At 64.9% G+C, this 16931-nt stretch carries 13 protein-coding genes and 1 riboswitch; of the genes, 10 read left to right on the top strand and 3 right to left on the bottom strand.

Annotated features, from left to right (window positions below; translation table 11 throughout):
* Positions 1 to 14 precede the first annotated feature (14 nt).
* Positions 15 to 950: a prephenate dehydratase gene (gene pheA / locus CIK75_RS14805; protein ID WP_086993983.1), complete on the bottom strand. Its 936-nt coding sequence runs from the start codon at positions 948 to 950 to the stop codon at positions 15 to 17.
* Entirely contained in the window at positions 947 to 1273 is a 327-nt protein-coding gene (locus CIK75_RS14800; protein ID WP_086993987.1) for a rhodanese-like domain-containing protein, read from the bottom strand. Before CIK75_RS14800 ends, pheA begins: the two co-directional genes overlap by 4 nt.
* A 101-nt stretch (positions 1274 to 1374) precedes the next feature.
* Here CIK75_RS14800 and CIK75_RS14795 point away from each other — a divergent pair, with 101 nt between their 5' ends.
* From CIK75_RS14795 to CIK75_RS14765, 7 genes are all read left to right on the top strand, one after another.
* Positions 1375 to 3408, top strand: coding sequence for an AarF/UbiB family protein (locus tag CIK75_RS14795; protein WP_241895477.1), 2034 nt, complete (start codon positions 1375 to 1377; stop codon positions 3406 to 3408).
* Positions 3405 to 4814 (top strand): amidase, encoded by a 1410-nt coding sequence (locus tag CIK75_RS14790; protein ID WP_086993992.1) that lies wholly within the window; start codon positions 3405 to 3407, stop codon positions 4812 to 4814. Before CIK75_RS14795 ends, CIK75_RS14790 begins: the two co-directional genes overlap by 4 nt.
* Positions 4815 to 4877: 63 nt before the next feature.
* Complete coding sequence (locus CIK75_RS14785; RefSeq protein WP_086993995.1) at positions 4878 to 6332, top strand: peptide MFS transporter; 1455 nt, start codon at positions 4878 to 4880, stop codon at positions 6330 to 6332.
* A 109-nt stretch (positions 6333 to 6441) separates the two neighbouring features.
* Positions 6442 to 8109: a phosphoglucomutase (alpha-D-glucose-1,6-bisphosphate-dependent) gene (gene pgm / locus CIK75_RS14780; RefSeq protein ID WP_086993999.1), complete on the top strand. Its 1668-nt coding sequence runs from the start codon at positions 6442 to 6444 to the stop codon at positions 8107 to 8109.
* Between the two features lie 316 nt (positions 8110 to 8425).
* Positions 8426 to 9721, top strand: coding sequence for a glycine betaine/L-proline ABC transporter ATP-binding protein (locus CIK75_RS14775; protein ID WP_086994002.1), 1296 nt, complete (start codon positions 8426 to 8428; stop codon positions 9719 to 9721).
* Positions 9722 to 10573, top strand: a complete 852-nt coding sequence (locus CIK75_RS14770) for a proline/glycine betaine ABC transporter permease (protein ID WP_086994004.1) — start codon at positions 9722 to 9724, stop codon at positions 10571 to 10573.
* A 44-nt stretch (positions 10574 to 10617) separates the two neighbouring features.
* Positions 10618 to 11532 carry a glycine betaine ABC transporter substrate-binding protein gene (locus tag CIK75_RS14765; protein ID WP_086994007.1) on the top strand — a complete coding sequence of 305 codons (915 nt, stop codon included), beginning with the start codon at positions 10618 to 10620 and terminating at the stop codon, positions 11530 to 11532.
* A gap of 109 nt (positions 11533 to 11641) precedes the next feature.
* Here the strand turns inward: CIK75_RS14765 and CIK75_RS14760 are convergent, their stop codons facing one another.
* Positions 11642 to 13081, bottom strand: a complete 1440-nt coding sequence (locus CIK75_RS14760) for an aldehyde dehydrogenase family protein (protein WP_086994010.1) — start codon at positions 13079 to 13081, stop codon at positions 11642 to 11644.
* Positions 13082 to 13160: 79 nt separating this feature from the next.
* A riboswitch (TPP riboswitch) is annotated at positions 13161 to 13261 on the top strand.
* 56 nt (positions 13262 to 13317) lie between these two features.
* Between CIK75_RS14760 and thiE the strand changes: the two genes are divergently transcribed.
* The 3 genes from thiE (at position 13318) to CIK75_RS14745 (ending at position 16929) form a co-directional block, all read left to right on the top strand.
* Positions 13318 to 13992, top strand: coding sequence for a thiamine phosphate synthase (gene thiE, locus CIK75_RS14755; RefSeq protein WP_086994013.1), 675 nt, complete (start codon positions 13318 to 13320; stop codon positions 13990 to 13992).
* Positions 13989 to 15488, top strand: a complete 1500-nt coding sequence (locus CIK75_RS14750; RefSeq protein WP_086994016.1) for a bifunctional hydroxymethylpyrimidine kinase/phosphomethylpyrimidine kinase — start codon at positions 13989 to 13991, stop codon at positions 15486 to 15488. The genes thiE and CIK75_RS14750 overlap by 4 nt, the downstream gene beginning before the upstream one ends.
* A 124-nt stretch (positions 15489 to 15612) precedes the next feature.
* Complete coding sequence (locus CIK75_RS14745; RefSeq protein WP_086994020.1) at positions 15613 to 16929, top strand: solute carrier family 23 protein; 1317 nt, start codon at positions 15613 to 15615, stop codon at positions 16927 to 16929.
* Positions 16930 to 16931: the final 2 nt, after the last annotated feature.

Raw genomic sequence — 16931 nt, 5'->3', positions numbered from 1 at the left:
CCCGGTCCCCTGACCTACTGCTGGGGATCCAGCAGTTTCCCGACCCAGGCATGCGCCTGCCGGAAGGCCTGATCCGTATTATGTCGAGCCGGTGAGTGGGCTGGCTCGCTGACACCGTTGGCGTTGGCGTAGGAGCCGAGGAAACGAATCTGCGGGCTGATGCGGTGCAGGCCGGCCAAGGCATCCGCGACCCGTGCCTCGGAGAGATGTCCCTCGACGTCGATGGAGAAGAAGTAGGAGCCCAGCCCCTCACCCGTGGGACGGGATTCGATCCGGCTGAGGTTGACCCCGCGGGCGGCGAACTGTCCGAGAATCTCCATCAGGGCCCCCGGATGGTCTTCGGGCAGCGGGATGACCACCGTGGTCTTGTCATGGCCGGTGGGGCCCGGAACCGGCCCGGGCCGGGTGACCAGCACGAAACGGGTGACGGCACCGGTGTTGTCCTCGACCCCGCGGTGCATCAATTTCAGGTCGTTCTGTTCCAGCACCAGCGGCGAGCAGATCGCGGCGTCGTACCGGCAGTCAGGATCCAAGAGCCCCAATGCCCCGGCCGCCGTGGAGGAAGCCGGCACGAACTCAGCGTTCGGCAAGTGCTGCTGGACCCAGCCGCGACACTGGGCAATGGCGTGCCCATGGGTGGAAACGGTCCGGATCTGCTCCAGCGAGGTGATCCCTTCCCGGGCGACCAGGTCGAAGCTGATCGGCACCAGAACTTCGCGCACAATCTGCAGGGCACCACCACTGGCAATGGCGTCGAGGGTCGCGGAGACGCCTCCTTCGACGGAATTTTCGATGGGCACCATGGCCGCATCCGATTCCCCGTCCCTGACCCGCTGCAAGGCCAGGTTCACGCTCGTGGAGGACACCCGCTGACCCTCCTGGACCCCAGGGACCTGCAGGAGCGCCTGCTCGGTGAAGGTCCCCGCGGGGCCCAGGTAGGTGTAGTTCATCGGACCGTGGGATCCTGACCGTTCTCGCTCTTCATCGGCAAGCCCGCTTCGAGCCAGGCACCACTGCCTCCGGCGATGTTGAAGGCCGAATACCCCTGCCCGACGAGCCAACCGGCAATCTGGGCCGAACGCCCACCGGTGCGGCAGATGACATAGGTGTCCTCGTCCGGATCCAGTTCTTCCAGCCGCTGCGGAATGTCGCCCATCGGGATGTGCACGGCACCCGCAGCATGGCCCTCGGCCCATTCGTAGTCCTCGCGGACATCCAGGACTTTGGCTCCGGCCGGAACACCGGTGACTTCCACGGTTTCGAACTCGCTCATCGTTCATCCTTTCGACGGTTTCCTGCTTCGATCCCCAGCCTATAGTGGGGAGGGACCACCACCCCGAATCATGAAGGGCTGATATGGATCCGAATGCCGGCATGACAGCACTAGACGGCGTGGGATGGACGTTGACGGTCGTTTTGGGTGCTGTTTTCCTCATCCTTCAGGCCTGGATCGTCGCGGGGGTTTCCCGCAGGGTCTTGGGTGTCCCGGTGGGCTGGCCCCGTTCCATTGCCGTGGGACTGCTCATGTCCGTGGGCCTCAGCTTCGTGGTGAGGTACCTGTTTCGAGCGGCTTTCATCCCCGACGACACCCAGTTGCAGGTCTCCCCGGTGGTCGCCCTGATGTTTGCCGCGTTGGCTCTCATCTGGATCTTTGCCCTGGGTGTCGCCCTGCTGATGGTCCTGGAAATCACCTTCCCCACCGGGACCCTGCCTTCCCCGGTCCGCCTGTTTACCGGGTGGAAGACCCGCAGGTCGCACAGCGCACGCTATTTCCAGGTGATGCGGATCGCCGTGCGGCACGGCCTGCTCGCCCAGGCCCGCGGCCTGAACCGCCGCCACGCCGATGCCCGGCAGGAGCAGACGGCGCGTTCACTGCGCGAGGCGTTGAATGAGGCAGGGGTGACGTTCGTCAAGCTCGGTCAAATGCTCTCGACGCGGCGCGACCTGCTCTCCGAGCCCTATATCCGCGAACTCTCCCATCTGCAGACCCAGGCCACCCCCGAGCCGTGGCCGGTCATGGAAGCCGCGATGGCGCGGAGCCTGGGCCGTTCACCCGAGGAGGCCTTTGCCTCGATTGAGCACGAACCCCTGGCTTCGGCCTCTGTCGCCCAGGTTCATCGGGCGACCCTGCACGACGGCACGGCGGTGGTGGTCAAGGTCCAGCGGCCGTCGGCGCTCGCCCAGGTCGAACGTGACCGCGCCATCGTGGTGCAGATCGCCGGCTGGCTGGAACGCTCCGCACCCTGGGCGCGCCGGTTGGGCGTGGCCTCCCTAGCCCGTGGTTTCTCCGATTCCCTGAGCGAGGAATTGAACTACCGGATCGAAGCCGAGAACATGCAGGCCATCGAAGCCTCGCTGCACGGTTTCCGGATCACCGTCCCGCAGGTGCACACCGCATTCAGTGGCCCCCGGCTGCTGGTGATGGACGAGCTCCTGGGACAACCGGTGGGCTCCGCCGGCGCGGCATTGGCCACCCTGGATCCCGCACAACGCCGGGCCCTGGCCGAGGAACTCCTCAACGCCACCTTGCATCAGATCTCCGGGGACGGCGTCTTCCACGCCGACCTGCATCCCGGCAATATCTTCATCACCGGCGACGGCGGGTTGGCCCTGCTGGACTTTGGGGCGGTCGGGCGGCTGGACCCGTCCAGCCAGCAATCGCTGAACCTGCTGTTGTTCGCCGTCGACAAGAACGACAACCAGTTGGCCACCGATGCCCTGCTGGGGTTGCTGGACCGGCCCGAGGACTTCGATCACCGAGGCTTTGAACGCGCGTTGGGCCAACTCCTGGTGCGCTACCGTCACGGTTTCGGTGGCCAGGGCGGCTCGGAGATGTTCACTGCCCTGTTCTCGCTGATCGTCCGCAACGGCTTCTCCGTCCCCCCACAGGTTGCCGCGGCACTACGGGCCCTCGGGGCACTGGAGGGGACCTTGATGTTGATCGAGCCTGGTCTGAACGTGGTCGCTGCAGCCCGGAAATCCGGCCGCAAGATCATCGGCTCCCAGATCACACCGGGCTCCATCCGCGATCAGCTCGAAATCCAAGCGATGGCTTTGCTGCCGACGCTGCGCGAATGGCCCCGACGACTCAATCAGATCACCGAGGACATCGAACAGGGGCGCCTGTCGGTCAACGTCCGCGTGCTCGCCCACCCTGCCGACCGCGGGTTCCTGAACCGACTGGTCCAACAGGTGGTCGTGGCCCTCCTGGCCGGCGCCGCGACCCTGGCGGCGATCCTTCTGATCACCACCGAGTCGGGGCCCTTCCTGACCGAAAGCATCAGGATGCATGCGTTCTTCGGCTACATCCTGCTGTTCATGGGCTTCATCTTGGCCTTGCGCGCCGTGGTGCTGGTCTTCCAGCACGACCGCGACGACGAACACGACTCCCGGAAGGCAAAATCATGACCCACCCCGATGCCGGAGGCAACGAACTCCACGATCTCACCGCCGTCGAACTGGGCCAGTTGCTCACCAGCGGGGAACTCTCTGCCCGGGAGGCTGCCGAACACTTCCTGTCCCGCATCGAAGAGGCCAATCCACGTCTGGGCAGTTTCATCACCATCACTGCCGAGCAGGCGCTGGACGCCGCAGATGCCGCCGACACCGAGGGGACATGGGCCCGCACCCAGGGCCGGGCCCTACCGCCCTTGCACGGGATGCCGTTGGCCTATAAGGACCTCTGGGACGTCAAGGGGGTCGCCACCACCTTCGGCAGTGCTGCCGTCCCGTCCTCCCCCGCGGCACAAGACAGCCCTCTGGTGGCCCGCCTGCGTGCCGACGGCGCCCTGTCCCTGGGGAAAACCCAAATCCCCGAATTCGGGTTGAACTGCTATTCGGAGAACCACATCGCCGCCCCGGCCCGCAACCCCCTGGATCCATCGCTCTCCGCCGGAGGTTCCTCGGGCGGTAGTGCCGCAGCCGTCGCCGCCGGACTGCTCCCGGTGGCTCCGGGGAATGATGGCGGGGGCTCGGTCCGCATTCCTGCCTCGGCATGCGGGCTCATCGGTTTGAAACCGGGGTTCGGCACGGTCCCTTCCGACCTGGTCAACGGCCGGGTCGACAGGTTCGGTGCCCCACGTTTCGTGGTCTCCGGTCCCTTGGCCCGCACCGCCGAGGATGCCGGGCTCCTGATGGATTCGCTGACCGGATCCATCGGGTACCGCGAAGCCGCCCGGCGGGCAGAGCCTGCCCACGGACGACGGCTGCGGATCGGCGTGACACGCACCTCGCCCTTTGACCGCCGCTACGAGGTTGCCCTGGACCCGGAATCCGACATCGCTGTGCAGGCAGGTATTGCCCGGCTCGAAGCGGCAGGGCATCGGGTCGAGGAAGCGGATATCCGCTACGACAACCGATTCCCCGAGGCTTTCCAGGCCATCTGGACCGCAGGGCTGGCCGAATCCGATCTCCCCGAAGCGGCGGCCCCGGTGCTGACCGAACTCACCCGGACCTTCCGCGCCCGGGCGATCGGACGCAGCGATGCGCAGAAGGAGGCCGCCGCCGCCATCCTGGTCCGGATCGCCGAGGACTGCCGGGCCCAATGGGGCCGCTACGACGCAGTGCTCACACCGGCCATGGCCCTGACGCCGCGTCCGATCGGCTGGTTCACCGCCCACGATGCCGATCTCGATTACGAGCTCCAGTGCCGCTACACGCCCTATACCTCGATCGTGAATGTCTCCGGGGTTCCGGCCCTCACGGTACCCACCTCCTGGACGGCCTCCGGACTGTCGATGGGCGTCCAACTAATCAGCGCCCACGGGTCGGAAGCCGACCTGCTGGCCCTCGGTGCCCAGATCATGAACTCCTAGCCATCGAGTGACCTGGTTCACAGAACTAGGCGTTTTAGCCCACACAGGCGCAAAATATTGAAAATGACCACTCAATCTCCGCAGGAAACGGCCGAAAAGACCTTCTTCGGCCACCCACGGATGCTGTTCAACCTCTTCAGCGTCGAAATGTGGGAACGCTTCTCGTTCTACGGGATGCAAGGCATCCTGGCCTACTACATGTACTTCGAGGTCTCCAAGGGCGGCCTCGGACTGGACCAGGGCCTGTCCCTGAGCCTGGTCGGCGCCTACGGCGGCACCGTCTACCTCAGCACCATCTTCGGGGCTTGGATCGCCGACCGGCTCCTGGGTTCGGAGAAGGTGCTGTTCTACACCGGCATCATGATCATGCTCGGGCATATCGCCTTGGCCGCCTTGCCCGGAGTCGTCGGCTTGACCATCGGCCTGCTGCTGGTTGCTTTGGGTTCGGGTGGGCTGAAGGCCACCGCCAGTTCGCTGGTCGGGTCGCTGTACACGGAGAAGGACCCGCGCCGCGATGCCGGCTTCTCGATCTTCTACATGGGCGTGAACATCGGCGCCCTGGTGGGCCCGCTGCTCACCGGGCTGCTGCAGACCCGCCTGGGCTTCCACTACGGTTTCGGTCTCGCAGCCATCGGCATGGCCCTGGGCCTGACCATCTATGCCTTCGGCCGCAAGAACCTGCCCGAGGAAACCCACCATGTGACCGACCCGCTGCCGCCCAAGCAGCGCGTGCGCTACGGAATCGGCGCTCTCATCGGCCTGGCGGTCGTCGTCGTGCTGCTGACCACCGGTCTGGTGCATGCGGATAACCTGGCCACCATGATCGCCGTGATCGTGATCATCGCCAGCATCATCTACTTCGTGGTCATCCTGTCCTCCAAGAACGTCAATGCCATCGAGCGCCGCCGGGTGACCGCCTTCATCCCCCTCTACATCGCCTCGGCGGCCTTCTGGGCCCTGTTCCAGCAGCAGTTCACCTTCATCGCCGTGTATTCGGAGCAACGGCTGGACCGCAACCTGTTCGGCTGGGAGATGCCGGCCAGCTGGAGCCAGTCGATCAACCCGGTCTTCATCATCATCTTCGCCGCTGTCTTCGCGGCGATCTGGACGAAGATGGGTGATAAGCAACCCTCGACGGCTTTGAAGTTCAGTGGCGCACTGATCATCATGGGCATCGCCTTCCTGGTCTTCATCCCGCTGAATTCGCTGGAGAAGACCCCGCTGCTGGCCCTAGCGGGGATCCTCTTCCTGTTCACCATGGCCGAACTGCTGCTCAGTCCCATCGGACTCTCGGTGGCCACCAAGCTGGCGCCGGTCGTGTTCACCACCCAAATGGTGGCCTTGTTCTACCTCTCGGTGTCCCTGGGCACCACCCTGGCGGGCATCCTGGCCGGCTTCTACACCGAGGGCAATGAGGTCCCGTACTTCGCCACCCTGGGTGGAACCGCGATCGTGTTGGGCCTGGCCCTGATGCTTGCGGTCAAGCCGATCAAGAATCTGATGTCCGGGGTGAAGTAGCCGACGGAAATCCCGGCCGGCGGCCTCGAGCCCCGGCCCCGAGCCCCGGCCCCCGGATTCATTTCCGCGGGCCGGGGCTTTTCCGTGGTTCATCTGGTTAGCTGTATCCATGGCCGAAACCCGAGCGGGAACCACCGCGCTGCCCCAGGACCTGATCGATGTCGATGCCGTGCGGTCGGCCTATTTTGACCGGGTTCCCGATCTGGAGGATCCTGCCCAGCGGGTGGCCTTCGGTACCTCCGGCCACCGCGGCAGGTCCGTGGAGGGCTCCTTCAATGAACGCCATATCTTGGCCATCACCCAGGCCATCGTCGAATACCGCACCTCCCAGGGCATCTCCGGTCCGTTGTACTTGGGCAAGGACACCCATGCGCTCTCGGATCCCGCCCAGGACACCGCGGTGGAGGTTCTGGTCGCCAACGACGTCGACGTCCGGGTCGACGCGCGGGGCCGGTGGACGCCCACCCCGGCGCTGAGCCATGCGATCCTGACCCACAACCGGGCCCTGTCCGGCGGCAGCGCCGGAAGGGCCGACGGAATCGTCATCACCCCCTCGCATAACCCGCCCTCCGACGGCGGTTTCAAATACAACCCGCCCCACGGCGGACCCGCCGACTCGGACGCCACCTCCTGGATCGCCGGACGGGCCAACGAGCTGTTGGCCTCGAACCTGTCGGGGGTCAAACGGATCCCGTTGGCCAGGACCCGCGGGGCTGCAAATCTGGGCAGCCACGACTTCATGGCCGCCTATGTGGACGCGTTGCCTTCGGTGCTGGATCTGGAGGCCATCCGCGGCGCCAGCGTGCGCATCGGCGCCGATCCGATGGGCGGGGCCTCGGTCGACTATTGGGGGGCCATCGCCGAACGCCACCGGTTGGACCTGACCGTGATCAATCCCGACGTCGACCCCCGCTGGGCCTTCATGACCCTGGACTGGGACGAGAAGATCCGCATGGACTGCTCCTCCCCCTTTGCCATGGCCGGGCTCATCTCGGCAGTGCGCGACGGCGGCGCCGAGTTCGACATTGCCACCGGGAACGACGCCGACGCCGACCGCCACGGCATTGTCACCCCCGATGCCGGTCTGATGAACCCGAACCACTTCTTGGCCGTGGCCATCGATTACCTGTACCGTAACCGTCCCCAGTGGCCGGCGGGCGCCGGGGTCGGTAAGACCCTGGTCAGTTCCTCGATGATCGACCGGGTTGCCGCTTCGCTAGGACGCGAACTGGTCGAAGTACCGGTGGGCTTCAAATGGTTTGTTCCCGGACTCCTCGATGGAACAGGGGTCTTCGGCGGTGAGGAATCCGCCGGCGCCAGCTTCGTGCGTTTCGACGGGACCCCCTGGACCACCGATAAGGACGGGATCTTATTGGGGTTGCTGGCCTCCGAGATTCAGGCAGTGACCGGCTCCTCCCCCAGCACCCATTACCGGCGGCTGACCGAAGCCTTCGGCGCTCCGTCGTATGCGCGCATCGACGCACCGGCCACCCGCGAACAGAAGGCAGCCTTGGGCCGCCTGTCGGCCGCCGACGTCACCGCCGACACCCTCGCCGGTGAACCGATCACCGCCCGTTTGACCGAGGCGCCAGGAAACGGGGCAGCCATTGGCGGGCTCAAGGTGACCACCGAAAACGCCTGGTTCGCCGCCCGCCCTTCGGGGACCGAGGACGTCTACAAGATCTATGCCGAATCCTTTACCGGTGACGAGCACCTTCACCAGGTTCAGCAGGAGGCCAAGGCCCTCGTGGACTCGATCATCGGTTCGGCTTCTTGACCACCAAAATGACCAAATAACGCATTTGCGGAGATTTTGACAAGTGCCTCCGTTACAATGCCATAACTTCGCTAGAGCCCTTGTTTCATATGGGATGCACTTGACTCGCGAAGGGGTGTAACCCTGGTCAAACGTCAAAATTTCGCTGCAGGCGAACATCCGCTTGTTAGCGTTAAGGCTGAAAGCCAATTACTCGCCCTTTCATCAGGACCCGTGGGACTCCGCCGCTGAAGGCGCCTGCGGGATTTGTTGTCGGGGTCGGGTCGCCGAAAAAACGGTCTGCCTCCACCCGGACCCAGACCGTGGACGGGAAAACGTGAACACTACTGACACAGGGCAACCTGCGCTACGCGTCTCGAACGCGTACAAGGTCTTCGGCCGTCGGGGCAACGAGGCCGTCAAACTTCTGAAGAACGGGAAAACCCGCCAGGACGTGGCGTCCTTGGGAACCGCCGCCGTGATTGATGCGAGCTTCGAGGTCAAACCCGGGGAAATCTTCGTCGTCATGGGCCTCTCGGGTTCGGGCAAATCGACCCTGATCCGCATGCTCAACGGCCTCTGGCCGATGACCAGCGGGTCGGTGGTCATCGGCGACACCGATATCGCCAAGATCTCAGCGAAGAAGTTGCGCCAGGTCCGCCAGGAACATATTTCCATGGTCTTCCAGCACTTCGCCCTCCTGCCCCACCGCACCGTATTGCAGAACGCTGCGTACGCACTCGAGATCCAGGGTGTTTCCAAGGAGGAGCGCACCGCCCGCGCCAATAAGATTCTCGATGTCGTGGGCCTCAACGGGTGGGGCGATAAATACCCCAGCGAGCTCTCGGGCGGCATGCAACAGCGCGTGGGACTAGCCCGCGCGCTGGCCTCCGAAACCGATATCCTGCTCATGGATGAGGCCTTCTCAGCCCTTGACCCGCTGATCCGCCGCGATATGCAGGAACAGTTGGCCTCGCTGCAGGCAGAGCTGGGCAAGACGATCGTCTTCATCACCCACGACCTGAACGAGGCCATGTTCCTCGGTGACCGGATCGCCGTCATGCGTGATGGGGAGATCGTGCAGATCGGAACCCCCGACGACATCCTGACCCGCCCGGCCAACGAATACGTCTCGGCCTTCGTCCGCGACGTCGACAGGACCCGGGTGCTCACCGCAGGCACGGTCATGGAAACCCCACGCTCCGTCGTCAACCTCTCCGGCGGTGCCCGCAACGCCTTGCGGACCATGCGCGATCTCCAGACCTCGGCGGCCTTCGTCGTGGACCGGCAGCGCAAGCTCCTCGGGGCCGTCCGCGACCGCGAGGTCATGGCCCTGCTCGAACGCGGTGGCACCAACCTGGAAGAAATCATCACCGTGGGCAACGACCCGGTCACCGCCGACACGGCCCTGAACGACCTCTTTGGCCGTTCCGTCGAATCCCCGGTGCCACTGCCGGTGGTCGACGATGAGGGCCGGCTGATCGGGGCCATCGCGCGCGCCACCCTCCTCTCGGCGTTGGGCAACGTTCCCTCGACCACCAGCAGCGTCCCCGTGGTCGCCGCCGATCAAGCCACGGATGTCGAAGCCCCCGCCCAACCGACCGACCCGACCGCAGACGGAGGTGCCCTCTAAATGAGCGACAACCTATTCCGCATTCCCGTCGGCACATGGGCCGAAACGGGTCTGGACTGGATCACCGCGAACTTCGAACCCTTTTTCGATGTTCTGAAGACGGCTTTCCAGAACTTTTACGACGCCCTGGCCTGGGTCCTCACAGCACCGCCGTTCTGGGCGGTCATCCTGGTCTTGGCCCTCTTGGCATGGCTGGTCAAAAGCTGGAAGCTGGGCCTCGGCACGGTGATTGGGCTAGTGGCCATCTACGGGATGAACCAGTGGGAAAACTCGATGGAGACCTTGGCCTTGGTTCTGGTCGCCAGTCTCATCGCCGTCGTCATTTCCATCCCCTTGGGTGTGCTCACGGCGAAGTCCAAAATCGTTTCGGCTGTCGTCAAACCGATCTTGGACTTCCTGCAGACCATGCCGGCCTTCGTCTACCTGATTCCCGCGATCCTCTTGCTCGGCATCGGCGCCGTACCCGGAATCGTGGCCACGATCGTCTTCTCGCTGGCACCTGGTGCCCGCTTCACCGAGTTGGGCATCCGGAGCGTAGACACCGAGGTACTCGAAGCCGGCCAGGCCTTCGGCGCCTCCCCGGGGCGCATCCTGCGCCAGATCCAGTTCCCGTTGGCCCTGCCCACGATCATGGCCGGCATCAACCAAGTCATCATGCTCTCGCTGTCCATGGTGGTTATTGCCGGCATGGTCGGCGCCGGCGGTCTCGGCGCGGCTGTCTATAAGGCCCTGACGACCTTGAATACCCCCCTTGGCGTCGAATCGGGCCTCTCGGTGGTCGTTTTGGCCATCGTCCTGGACCGCATCACTGCCTCCTTCGGACAATCGAACGTGCCCTCCAAGAACGCCTAAAGACCCTACGCCCCGGATATGGGGCGCGAAGAAAGGAACAAGTAATGCAAAAGAAACTCGCATCGATGATGGGGCTGGCCGCAGTGGCCTCCCTCGCCCTGGCCGCCTGCGGTAGCGGCGACACCGGAAGCGACGGCTCCGCGGCCCCCGAATCGCCGGAAAACGGCGATAAGGCCGCACTGAACATCGGCGTCATGGCCGGTTGGGATGAAGGAGTGGCCGTTTCCAACCTCTGGAAGCAGATCCTCGACAAGAAGGGCTACGACGTCGAACTTACTGACGCCGACGCCGCTCCGGTCTTCTCGGGCGTTGCCTCGGGTGACCTGGACCTGACCATGGACGTCTGGATGCCGCTGACGCATAAGGACTACTTGGAAAAGTACGGCGACAAGATGACCAAGTTGGGCACCTGGTACGACGATGCCAAGCTGACCATCGCCGTTAACGAGGACGCCCCGATCGATTCGCTGGATCAGCTGGCGAAGAACGCCGATAAGTTCGGCAACACGATCTACGGCATCGACCCGGGCGCCGGCCTGACCAAGGCCACCCAGGAGAACGCCATCCCGGACTACGGTCTGGAGAAGATGGACTTCAAGACATCCTCTACCCCAGCCATGCTGAGCCAGCTGAAGAAGGCCACCAAGGCAGGCGACGATATCGTTGTTACCCTGTGGCGTCCGCACTGGGCCTACGATGAGTTCCCGATCAAGGACCTGAAGGACCCGAAGGGTGCCATGGGCAAGGCCGAAACCATCACCTCCTATGGCAATAAGGACTTCGAGGAAAACTACCCGGGACTGACCGAGTGGCTGAACGACTTCAAGATCGACGACGAGAAGCTGTTCTCCTTGGAGAATGCGATGTTCAACGACACCGACACCGACGATTATGCGCCGATCGTCGATAAGTGGATCTCCGAGAACCAGGAATACGTGGATTCACTCACCGAGAAGTAGTCACGATTAATCGGCAGGCGCCACGGCGCTTTCCGTAACGAAAGACCCGGCCCACGCGCAGTGTGGGCCGGGTCTTTCATGTGTTCTCGATGGACGTGGCCCGATCGATTCAGCCGATCGAACGCATGATCTTCCGTTTGGCCCAGCCGAACGGCGGGTAGATGGCCTTCAGGGTGTCGACCCGGGCAGTCTTGGATAGCACCGGACGCTGCTGGCTGAAGGTGTCGAACCCGAACTTGCCGTGGTAGTTCCCCGTCCCCGAGGCCCCGACACCCCCGAAGGGTAGCGCCGGAACGGCCAGATGCATGCTGCACACGTTATGGGCGATGGCGCCGGCCCGCACCTGATCCTCGAAAGACGTGTGCAGGCGGGGGCGCTCACTGAATAAGTACGCGGCCAGCGGCGAGGGCCGAGAGTTGATGAACCGCACGGCATCGTCGAAACGGTCGACCTGGATGATCGGCAGAATCGGACCGAAGATCTCCTCCGTCATCACCGGCGCCGCCGGATCGACGTCGGCCAGAACCGTGGGCGCGATGTACCTCGAGTCAGCATCGCTGGATCCACCGGCCACCACGCGTCCCTGCCCCAGGAAGGAGGCCAGCCGAGAGAAGTGCGAGGCGTTGATGATGCGTCCATAGTCCTTACTGCCGGAGGGATCCTTGCCATAGAAAGCGGCGATCGCCCGGGGCAGCTGCTTTTCCAGTTCGGCCGCCGCCGTGGCCCCAACCGCCAACACGTAGTCCGGGGCGACACAGGTCTGTCCGGCATTCATGAACTTCCCGTGGGCCAGCCGCCGGGCAATCGCGGCGAAGTTCCCGTCCGCTACCACCGCAGGACTCTTGCCACCCAGCTCGAGGGTCACCGGAGTCAATGTTTCGGCGGCGGCCCGGGCCACGATCTTCCCGACCCGCTCGCCTCCGGTATAGAAAATATGGTCGAAATCCATCTTCAGCAGTTCAGCTGTCGTCTCGGCTGCCCCCTCCAGGACGGCAACGGCACGCCGATCCAGATACTGCGGGATGAGGGAGGCCATCACCGCGGAGGTGGCCGGAGCCAGTTCGGAGGGTTTGAGAACCACGGTGTTCCCTGCCGCCAGGGCACCGACCAGCGGTCCCAACAGCAGCAGGACCGGGTAGTTCCATGGAGCGATGACCAGAACCATACCCAAGGGCCGTGCCTGCACACGAGCCGACGCCGGCTGCAAGGACAGCGGAACCTTCACCTGCTCATCGGCCATCCAGTCGCCCAGATATAACTGGGCATGATCGATTTCGGCTTTCACCCGGTCCACTTCGGTCAACCGCGATTCGGCCGCCGGTTTACCCAGATCCGACATCAACGCGTCACATAGGTCCTGCTCATGATCCTGGATGAGGCGTTCGAGGGCCTTGAGCTGGGCACTGCGGAACCTCCTCGGATGGGCCAGCCGAGAATCGGAGGCATCGCGGAGCCTGAGGGCCGCGGTGGCCGGGAGTTCGGCTTCGGGGCCCGCCTGCACGATAGGCGCGGCAACTGCTGAGGAACGGGAGCGTCGATTCGTGGCCATGGGTACGACACTAGCGCGGGGACGGTCCCTGGGGCATCCAACGGGTTTGCCGCCCCCGGCGGGGGACTGTAGGCTCACGATCACTGACACGGGGTGTCCGCCACCGGCGCGGACTGAGAACATACCCGGCAAGAACCTGATCTAGTTCGTACTAGCGGAGGGATGTCGCCCATGCACCAACATGCGCAAACCTTGACCTATTCACCTACCGACCCGTCTGTTTCGGCGGTGATCGCATGAGCACGCCGACTCCCGGGACCGGGATCTACCTCGTCGCCAACTCAGCCAGCACCGCGGGACGGCCACTAGCGGATATCGTGGCCGACGCCGTCGCCGCCGGTGTGGGGACCATCCAGCTGCGGTGCAAGGACCTGTCGGCCCGCGAGTTCCTGGCCGAGGCGACCGCCTGCGCCGAACACACAGCCGACCGAGCCCTGCTGCTCCTCAACGACCGGGTGGACGTCTACCTGGCGGGCCGCGCCGCAGGGATCCGGGTGGACGGGGTCCATATCGGACAGAAGGACCTACCGGTCGAACTCGTCAGGTCCCTCATCGGACCCGACGCCGTGCTGGGGCTCAGCGCCAGCACCGAGGAGCATTTCGCTGCAGTGTCCACACTGCCGGCGGGCACCATCGACTATCTGGGCACCGGCGCCGTGCGGGCCACCCCCACCAAGAAGGATCATCCGACTCCCCTGGGGTTCTCCGGCCTGACTTCGTTGATCTCCCAGGCCCCGCTGCCCTGCGTGGCGATCGGCGGGCTGGGTTCCGGCGATGCCGGTGAGGCCCACGCCGCCGGGGCCATCGGCATGGCCGTCGTGCGGGCCATCTGCTCCGCCGAGAACCCCCGGGATGCTGCTGCGGCGCTGGTGGATGAATGGACCCGGGCATCACGGACGGTGAACGCATGAGCGCCTCGAGAATCCCCAACATCCTCTCCATCGCCGGTGCCGACCCCTCCGGCGGGGCGGGCATCCAAGCCGACCTGAAATCGATCGCCGCCTGCGGCGGCTACGGTATGGCCGCCATCACCGCCCTGACCGCCCAAAACACCCGAGGAGTCACCGGGGTCCATACCCCGCCGGCGGAATTCCTCACCCAACAACTCGAGACGGTCTCCGCCGATGTCCGCATCGATGCGGTGAAGATCGGCATGCTGGCCACCGCCGAGGTCATCGAGGCCACCACCTCCTGGCTGGGCGCCCGCCCGGGCACCGCCGTCGTCGTGGACCCCGTGCTGATCTCCACCTCGGGAGACCGCTTATTGGAGCACGACGCCGAGGCGGCCTTGCGTCGGCTGCTCCCGTTGGCCGATGTCCTGACCCCGAACATCGCGGAGTTGGCGGTATTGCTCGGGGAACCGGCATCAACCCGGTGGGAAGACGTCGTGGACCAGGCGACCCGTCTGGCGGAACGCTATTCGGTCCTGGTCTTGGCCAAGGGGGGCCACCTCTCCGGCCATCGATGCCCGGATGCCCTGGTCGGCCCCGACGGCGTCCTCGCCGCTGTGGAGGGTGCGCGCATCGATACCCCGAACACCCACGGGACCGGTTGCTCGCTGTCCGCGGCGCTGGCCACCCTCTGGGCCGGCTGTGGGGACTGGGGAGATGCCCTGCGTCTGGCCCGTGGCTGGCTCGAAGGTGCCCTCTACCGTGCCGATGAACTCGAGGTCGGGGGCGGGCATGGTCCGGTGAACCACTTCGGTGCACTCTGGGACGGCGCAGCGGTACCAACGGCGGGGGCCTTGCTGACCACCTGGTGGAATGATCTGTCGGCACTGCGTTCGGGGATCGACGATCTGCCGTTCATCCGCTTACTCCGTGACGGAACCCTGCCCTCCGAGGATTTCCACTTCTATCTGGCCCAGGATTCGTTGTATCTGCGGACCTACTCGCGGGTCCTCTCCCGCGCTGCAGAATTGGCTCCAAACCGTGAGGAACAGCAGTTTTGGGCTTCCGGGGCCGTCGGGGCCCTCGAAGAAGAAGGGAATCTGCATGTGCTCCGGCTCGGTCATGCCCCCGATCCGGAACCGAGCCCCACCACGTCTTCCTACCTGAACCATCTGGTGGCCTCCGGCGATTCCTATCCCGAGCTCGTGGCGGCCATCCTGCCCTGCTATTGGCTGTACCAGGACATCGGCCAACGACTGGCCTCCTCCGCCTCTCCGGGCCACCCCTATGCCGACTGGCTCGCCGCCTATTCCTCCCCCGAGTTCGACGAAGCCACCAGCCGGGCCATCGCCCTGGTCCAGAAGGTGGCGTTGCGGGTCGGGTCGACGACCCTGGCCGGGATGCGCCGCGCCTTCGACGAATCGAGTCGGCAGGAACTGTCCTTCTTCGCCCAGACCCCCGAGGACACCGCCGGACGCCCCGCCTCCCTACCGATCCCCGTAGCGGCCATCGGCTGATACCGGGAACCCCCGAGAGGGGGCCCAACCCCGTGCGCCAAGGGTCGGGGCTGTAGGATTCCGTGGGGTCCCGCATCGACGAGGACCCCACCACCAACCTGCAGGGTCACGACGGAGGACATCCATGAGCAATCACCTCGGCTTCGGCTGGAAGATCCATGGCGACGGCACAACGATCCGTCCGGGCACCGTGGTGGCCCCGGACGAACGACTGAACTGGTTCCAGACCACCGGCATCGGCATCCAACACGTGATGGCGATGTTCGGGTCCACCGTCCTGGTGCCGGCCCTGACGGGTTTCCCGGTCACTTCCACCTTGTTCTTCTCAGGGGTCGGGACCATGCTGTTCCTGCTCATCACCGCTGGGCGGGTACCCAGCTACCTGGGGTCCTCCTTCGCGTTCATCGCCCCGGTGACCGCTGCCATGTCGGGGCACGGTTTTGCCGGCGCCCTGGGCGGCGTCGTCTTCTCCGGTGCCGCACTGTTCATCATTGGGCTGGTGGTGCAGAAGTCAGGGACCGGCTGGATCCACGCGCTCATGCCCCCGGTGGTGATGGGGACGATCGTTGCACTCATTGGGCTGAACCTGGCCGGGGCCACCACCGAAGCCATGGAAACGGTCCCGCTGACCACCTTCGCCACGGTGGCCGCCATCGTCCTCACCGCGGTCCTCTTCCGTGGCTTGCTGGGACGTCTGTCGATCCTGGTGGGCATCATCGTCGGCTATCTCGTCGCCCTGGCCCAACATCAGATCGACTTCACCGCAGTCAACGAGGCCGGATGGTTGGGCCTGCCGCCCTTCGCGTTCCCCGAGTTCCACCTCGACACCCTCGCCCTGTTCCTACCGGTCGTCTTCGTGCTGGTCGCCGAGAACATCGGGCATGTGAAAACCGTGGCACTGATGACCCGCAAGGATCTGGACGACGTCAACGGCCGGGCCCTGATGGGCGACGGCATCGCCAGCATGGTCGCCGGATTCGGTGGCGGCTCCGGGACGACGACCTATGCGGAGAACATCGGGGTGATGGCCTCCTCCCGCGTCTACTCCACGGCCGCCTACTGGGTCGCCGCAGCCTCAGCCATCCTGTTGGCCTTCCTCCCGAAATTTGGTGCCGCCATCTCCTCGATCCCCGCGGGGGTCAGCGGCGGTGCGGGAATCGTCCTGTACGGGATGATCGGCATCATCGGTGCCCGACTCTGGGTGCAAAACCAGGTCAACTTCTCCAACCCGATCAACCTCATGACCGCCGGCGCGGGGCTGATCATCGCCATCGCCGACCCAACCATCACGGTGGGAACCATGCAGTTCGGCGGTATCGCCCTGGGCACGATCGCCACCCTGGCCATCTACCACGGGATGCGCACCACCGCGAGGTTCCGTGGCACCGAACCCACCGATTCCCCCGAGTGCACCGGGGCGACTCCGAGCAAACTCGGCTAGGA

It is taken from the genome of Glutamicibacter sp. BW78 (assembly GCF_002332245.1).
GTDB classification, from domain to species: domain Bacteria; phylum Actinomycetota; class Actinomycetes; order Actinomycetales; family Micrococcaceae; genus Arthrobacter_H; species Arthrobacter_H rhombi_A.
The sequence above is the reverse complement of the archived record's forward strand: the minus strand, read 5'-3'. Positions and strand labels throughout refer to the sequence as shown.

Excerpts from the sequence above, each read along its gene's own strand:
- CIK75_RS14785 (WP_086993995.1), top strand. The coding sequence starts at position 4,878 with ATGACCACTCAATCTCCGCAGGAAACGGCCGAAAAGACCTTCTTCGGC.
- CIK75_RS14745 (WP_086994020.1), top strand. The coding sequence starts at position 15,613 with ATGAGCAATCACCTCGGCTTCGGCTGGAAGATCCATGGCGACGGCACA.
- CIK75_RS14765 (WP_086994007.1), top strand. The coding sequence starts at position 10,618 with ATGCAAAAGAAACTCGCATCGATGATGGGGCTGGCCGCAGTGGCCTCC.
- pheA (WP_086993983.1), bottom strand. The coding sequence starts at position 950 with ATGAACTACACCTACCTGGGCCCCGCGGGGACCTTCACCGAGCAGGCG.
- CIK75_RS14795 (WP_241895477.1), top strand. The coding sequence starts at position 1,375 with ATGACAGCACTAGACGGCGTGGGATGGACGTTGACGGTCGTTTTGGGT.
- CIK75_RS14760 (WP_086994010.1), bottom strand. The coding sequence starts at position 13,081 with ATGGCCACGAATCGACGCTCCCGTTCCTCAGCAGTTGCCGCGCCTATC.
- CIK75_RS14800 (WP_086993987.1), bottom strand. The coding sequence starts at position 1,273 with ATGAGCGAGTTCGAAACCGTGGAAGTCACCGGTGTTCCGGCCGGAGCC.
- CIK75_RS14770 (WP_086994004.1), top strand. The coding sequence starts at position 9,722 with ATGAGCGACAACCTATTCCGCATTCCCGTCGGCACATGGGCCGAAACG.
- pgm (WP_086993999.1), top strand. The coding sequence starts at position 6,442 with ATGGCCGAAACCCGAGCGGGAACCACCGCGCTGCCCCAGGACCTGATC.
- CIK75_RS14790 (WP_086993992.1), top strand. The coding sequence starts at position 3,405 with ATGACCCACCCCGATGCCGGAGGCAACGAACTCCACGATCTCACCGCC.
- thiE (WP_086994013.1), top strand. The coding sequence starts at position 13,318 with ATGAGCACGCCGACTCCCGGGACCGGGATCTACCTCGTCGCCAACTCA.
- CIK75_RS14750 (WP_086994016.1), top strand. The coding sequence starts at position 13,989 with ATGAGCGCCTCGAGAATCCCCAACATCCTCTCCATCGCCGGTGCCGAC.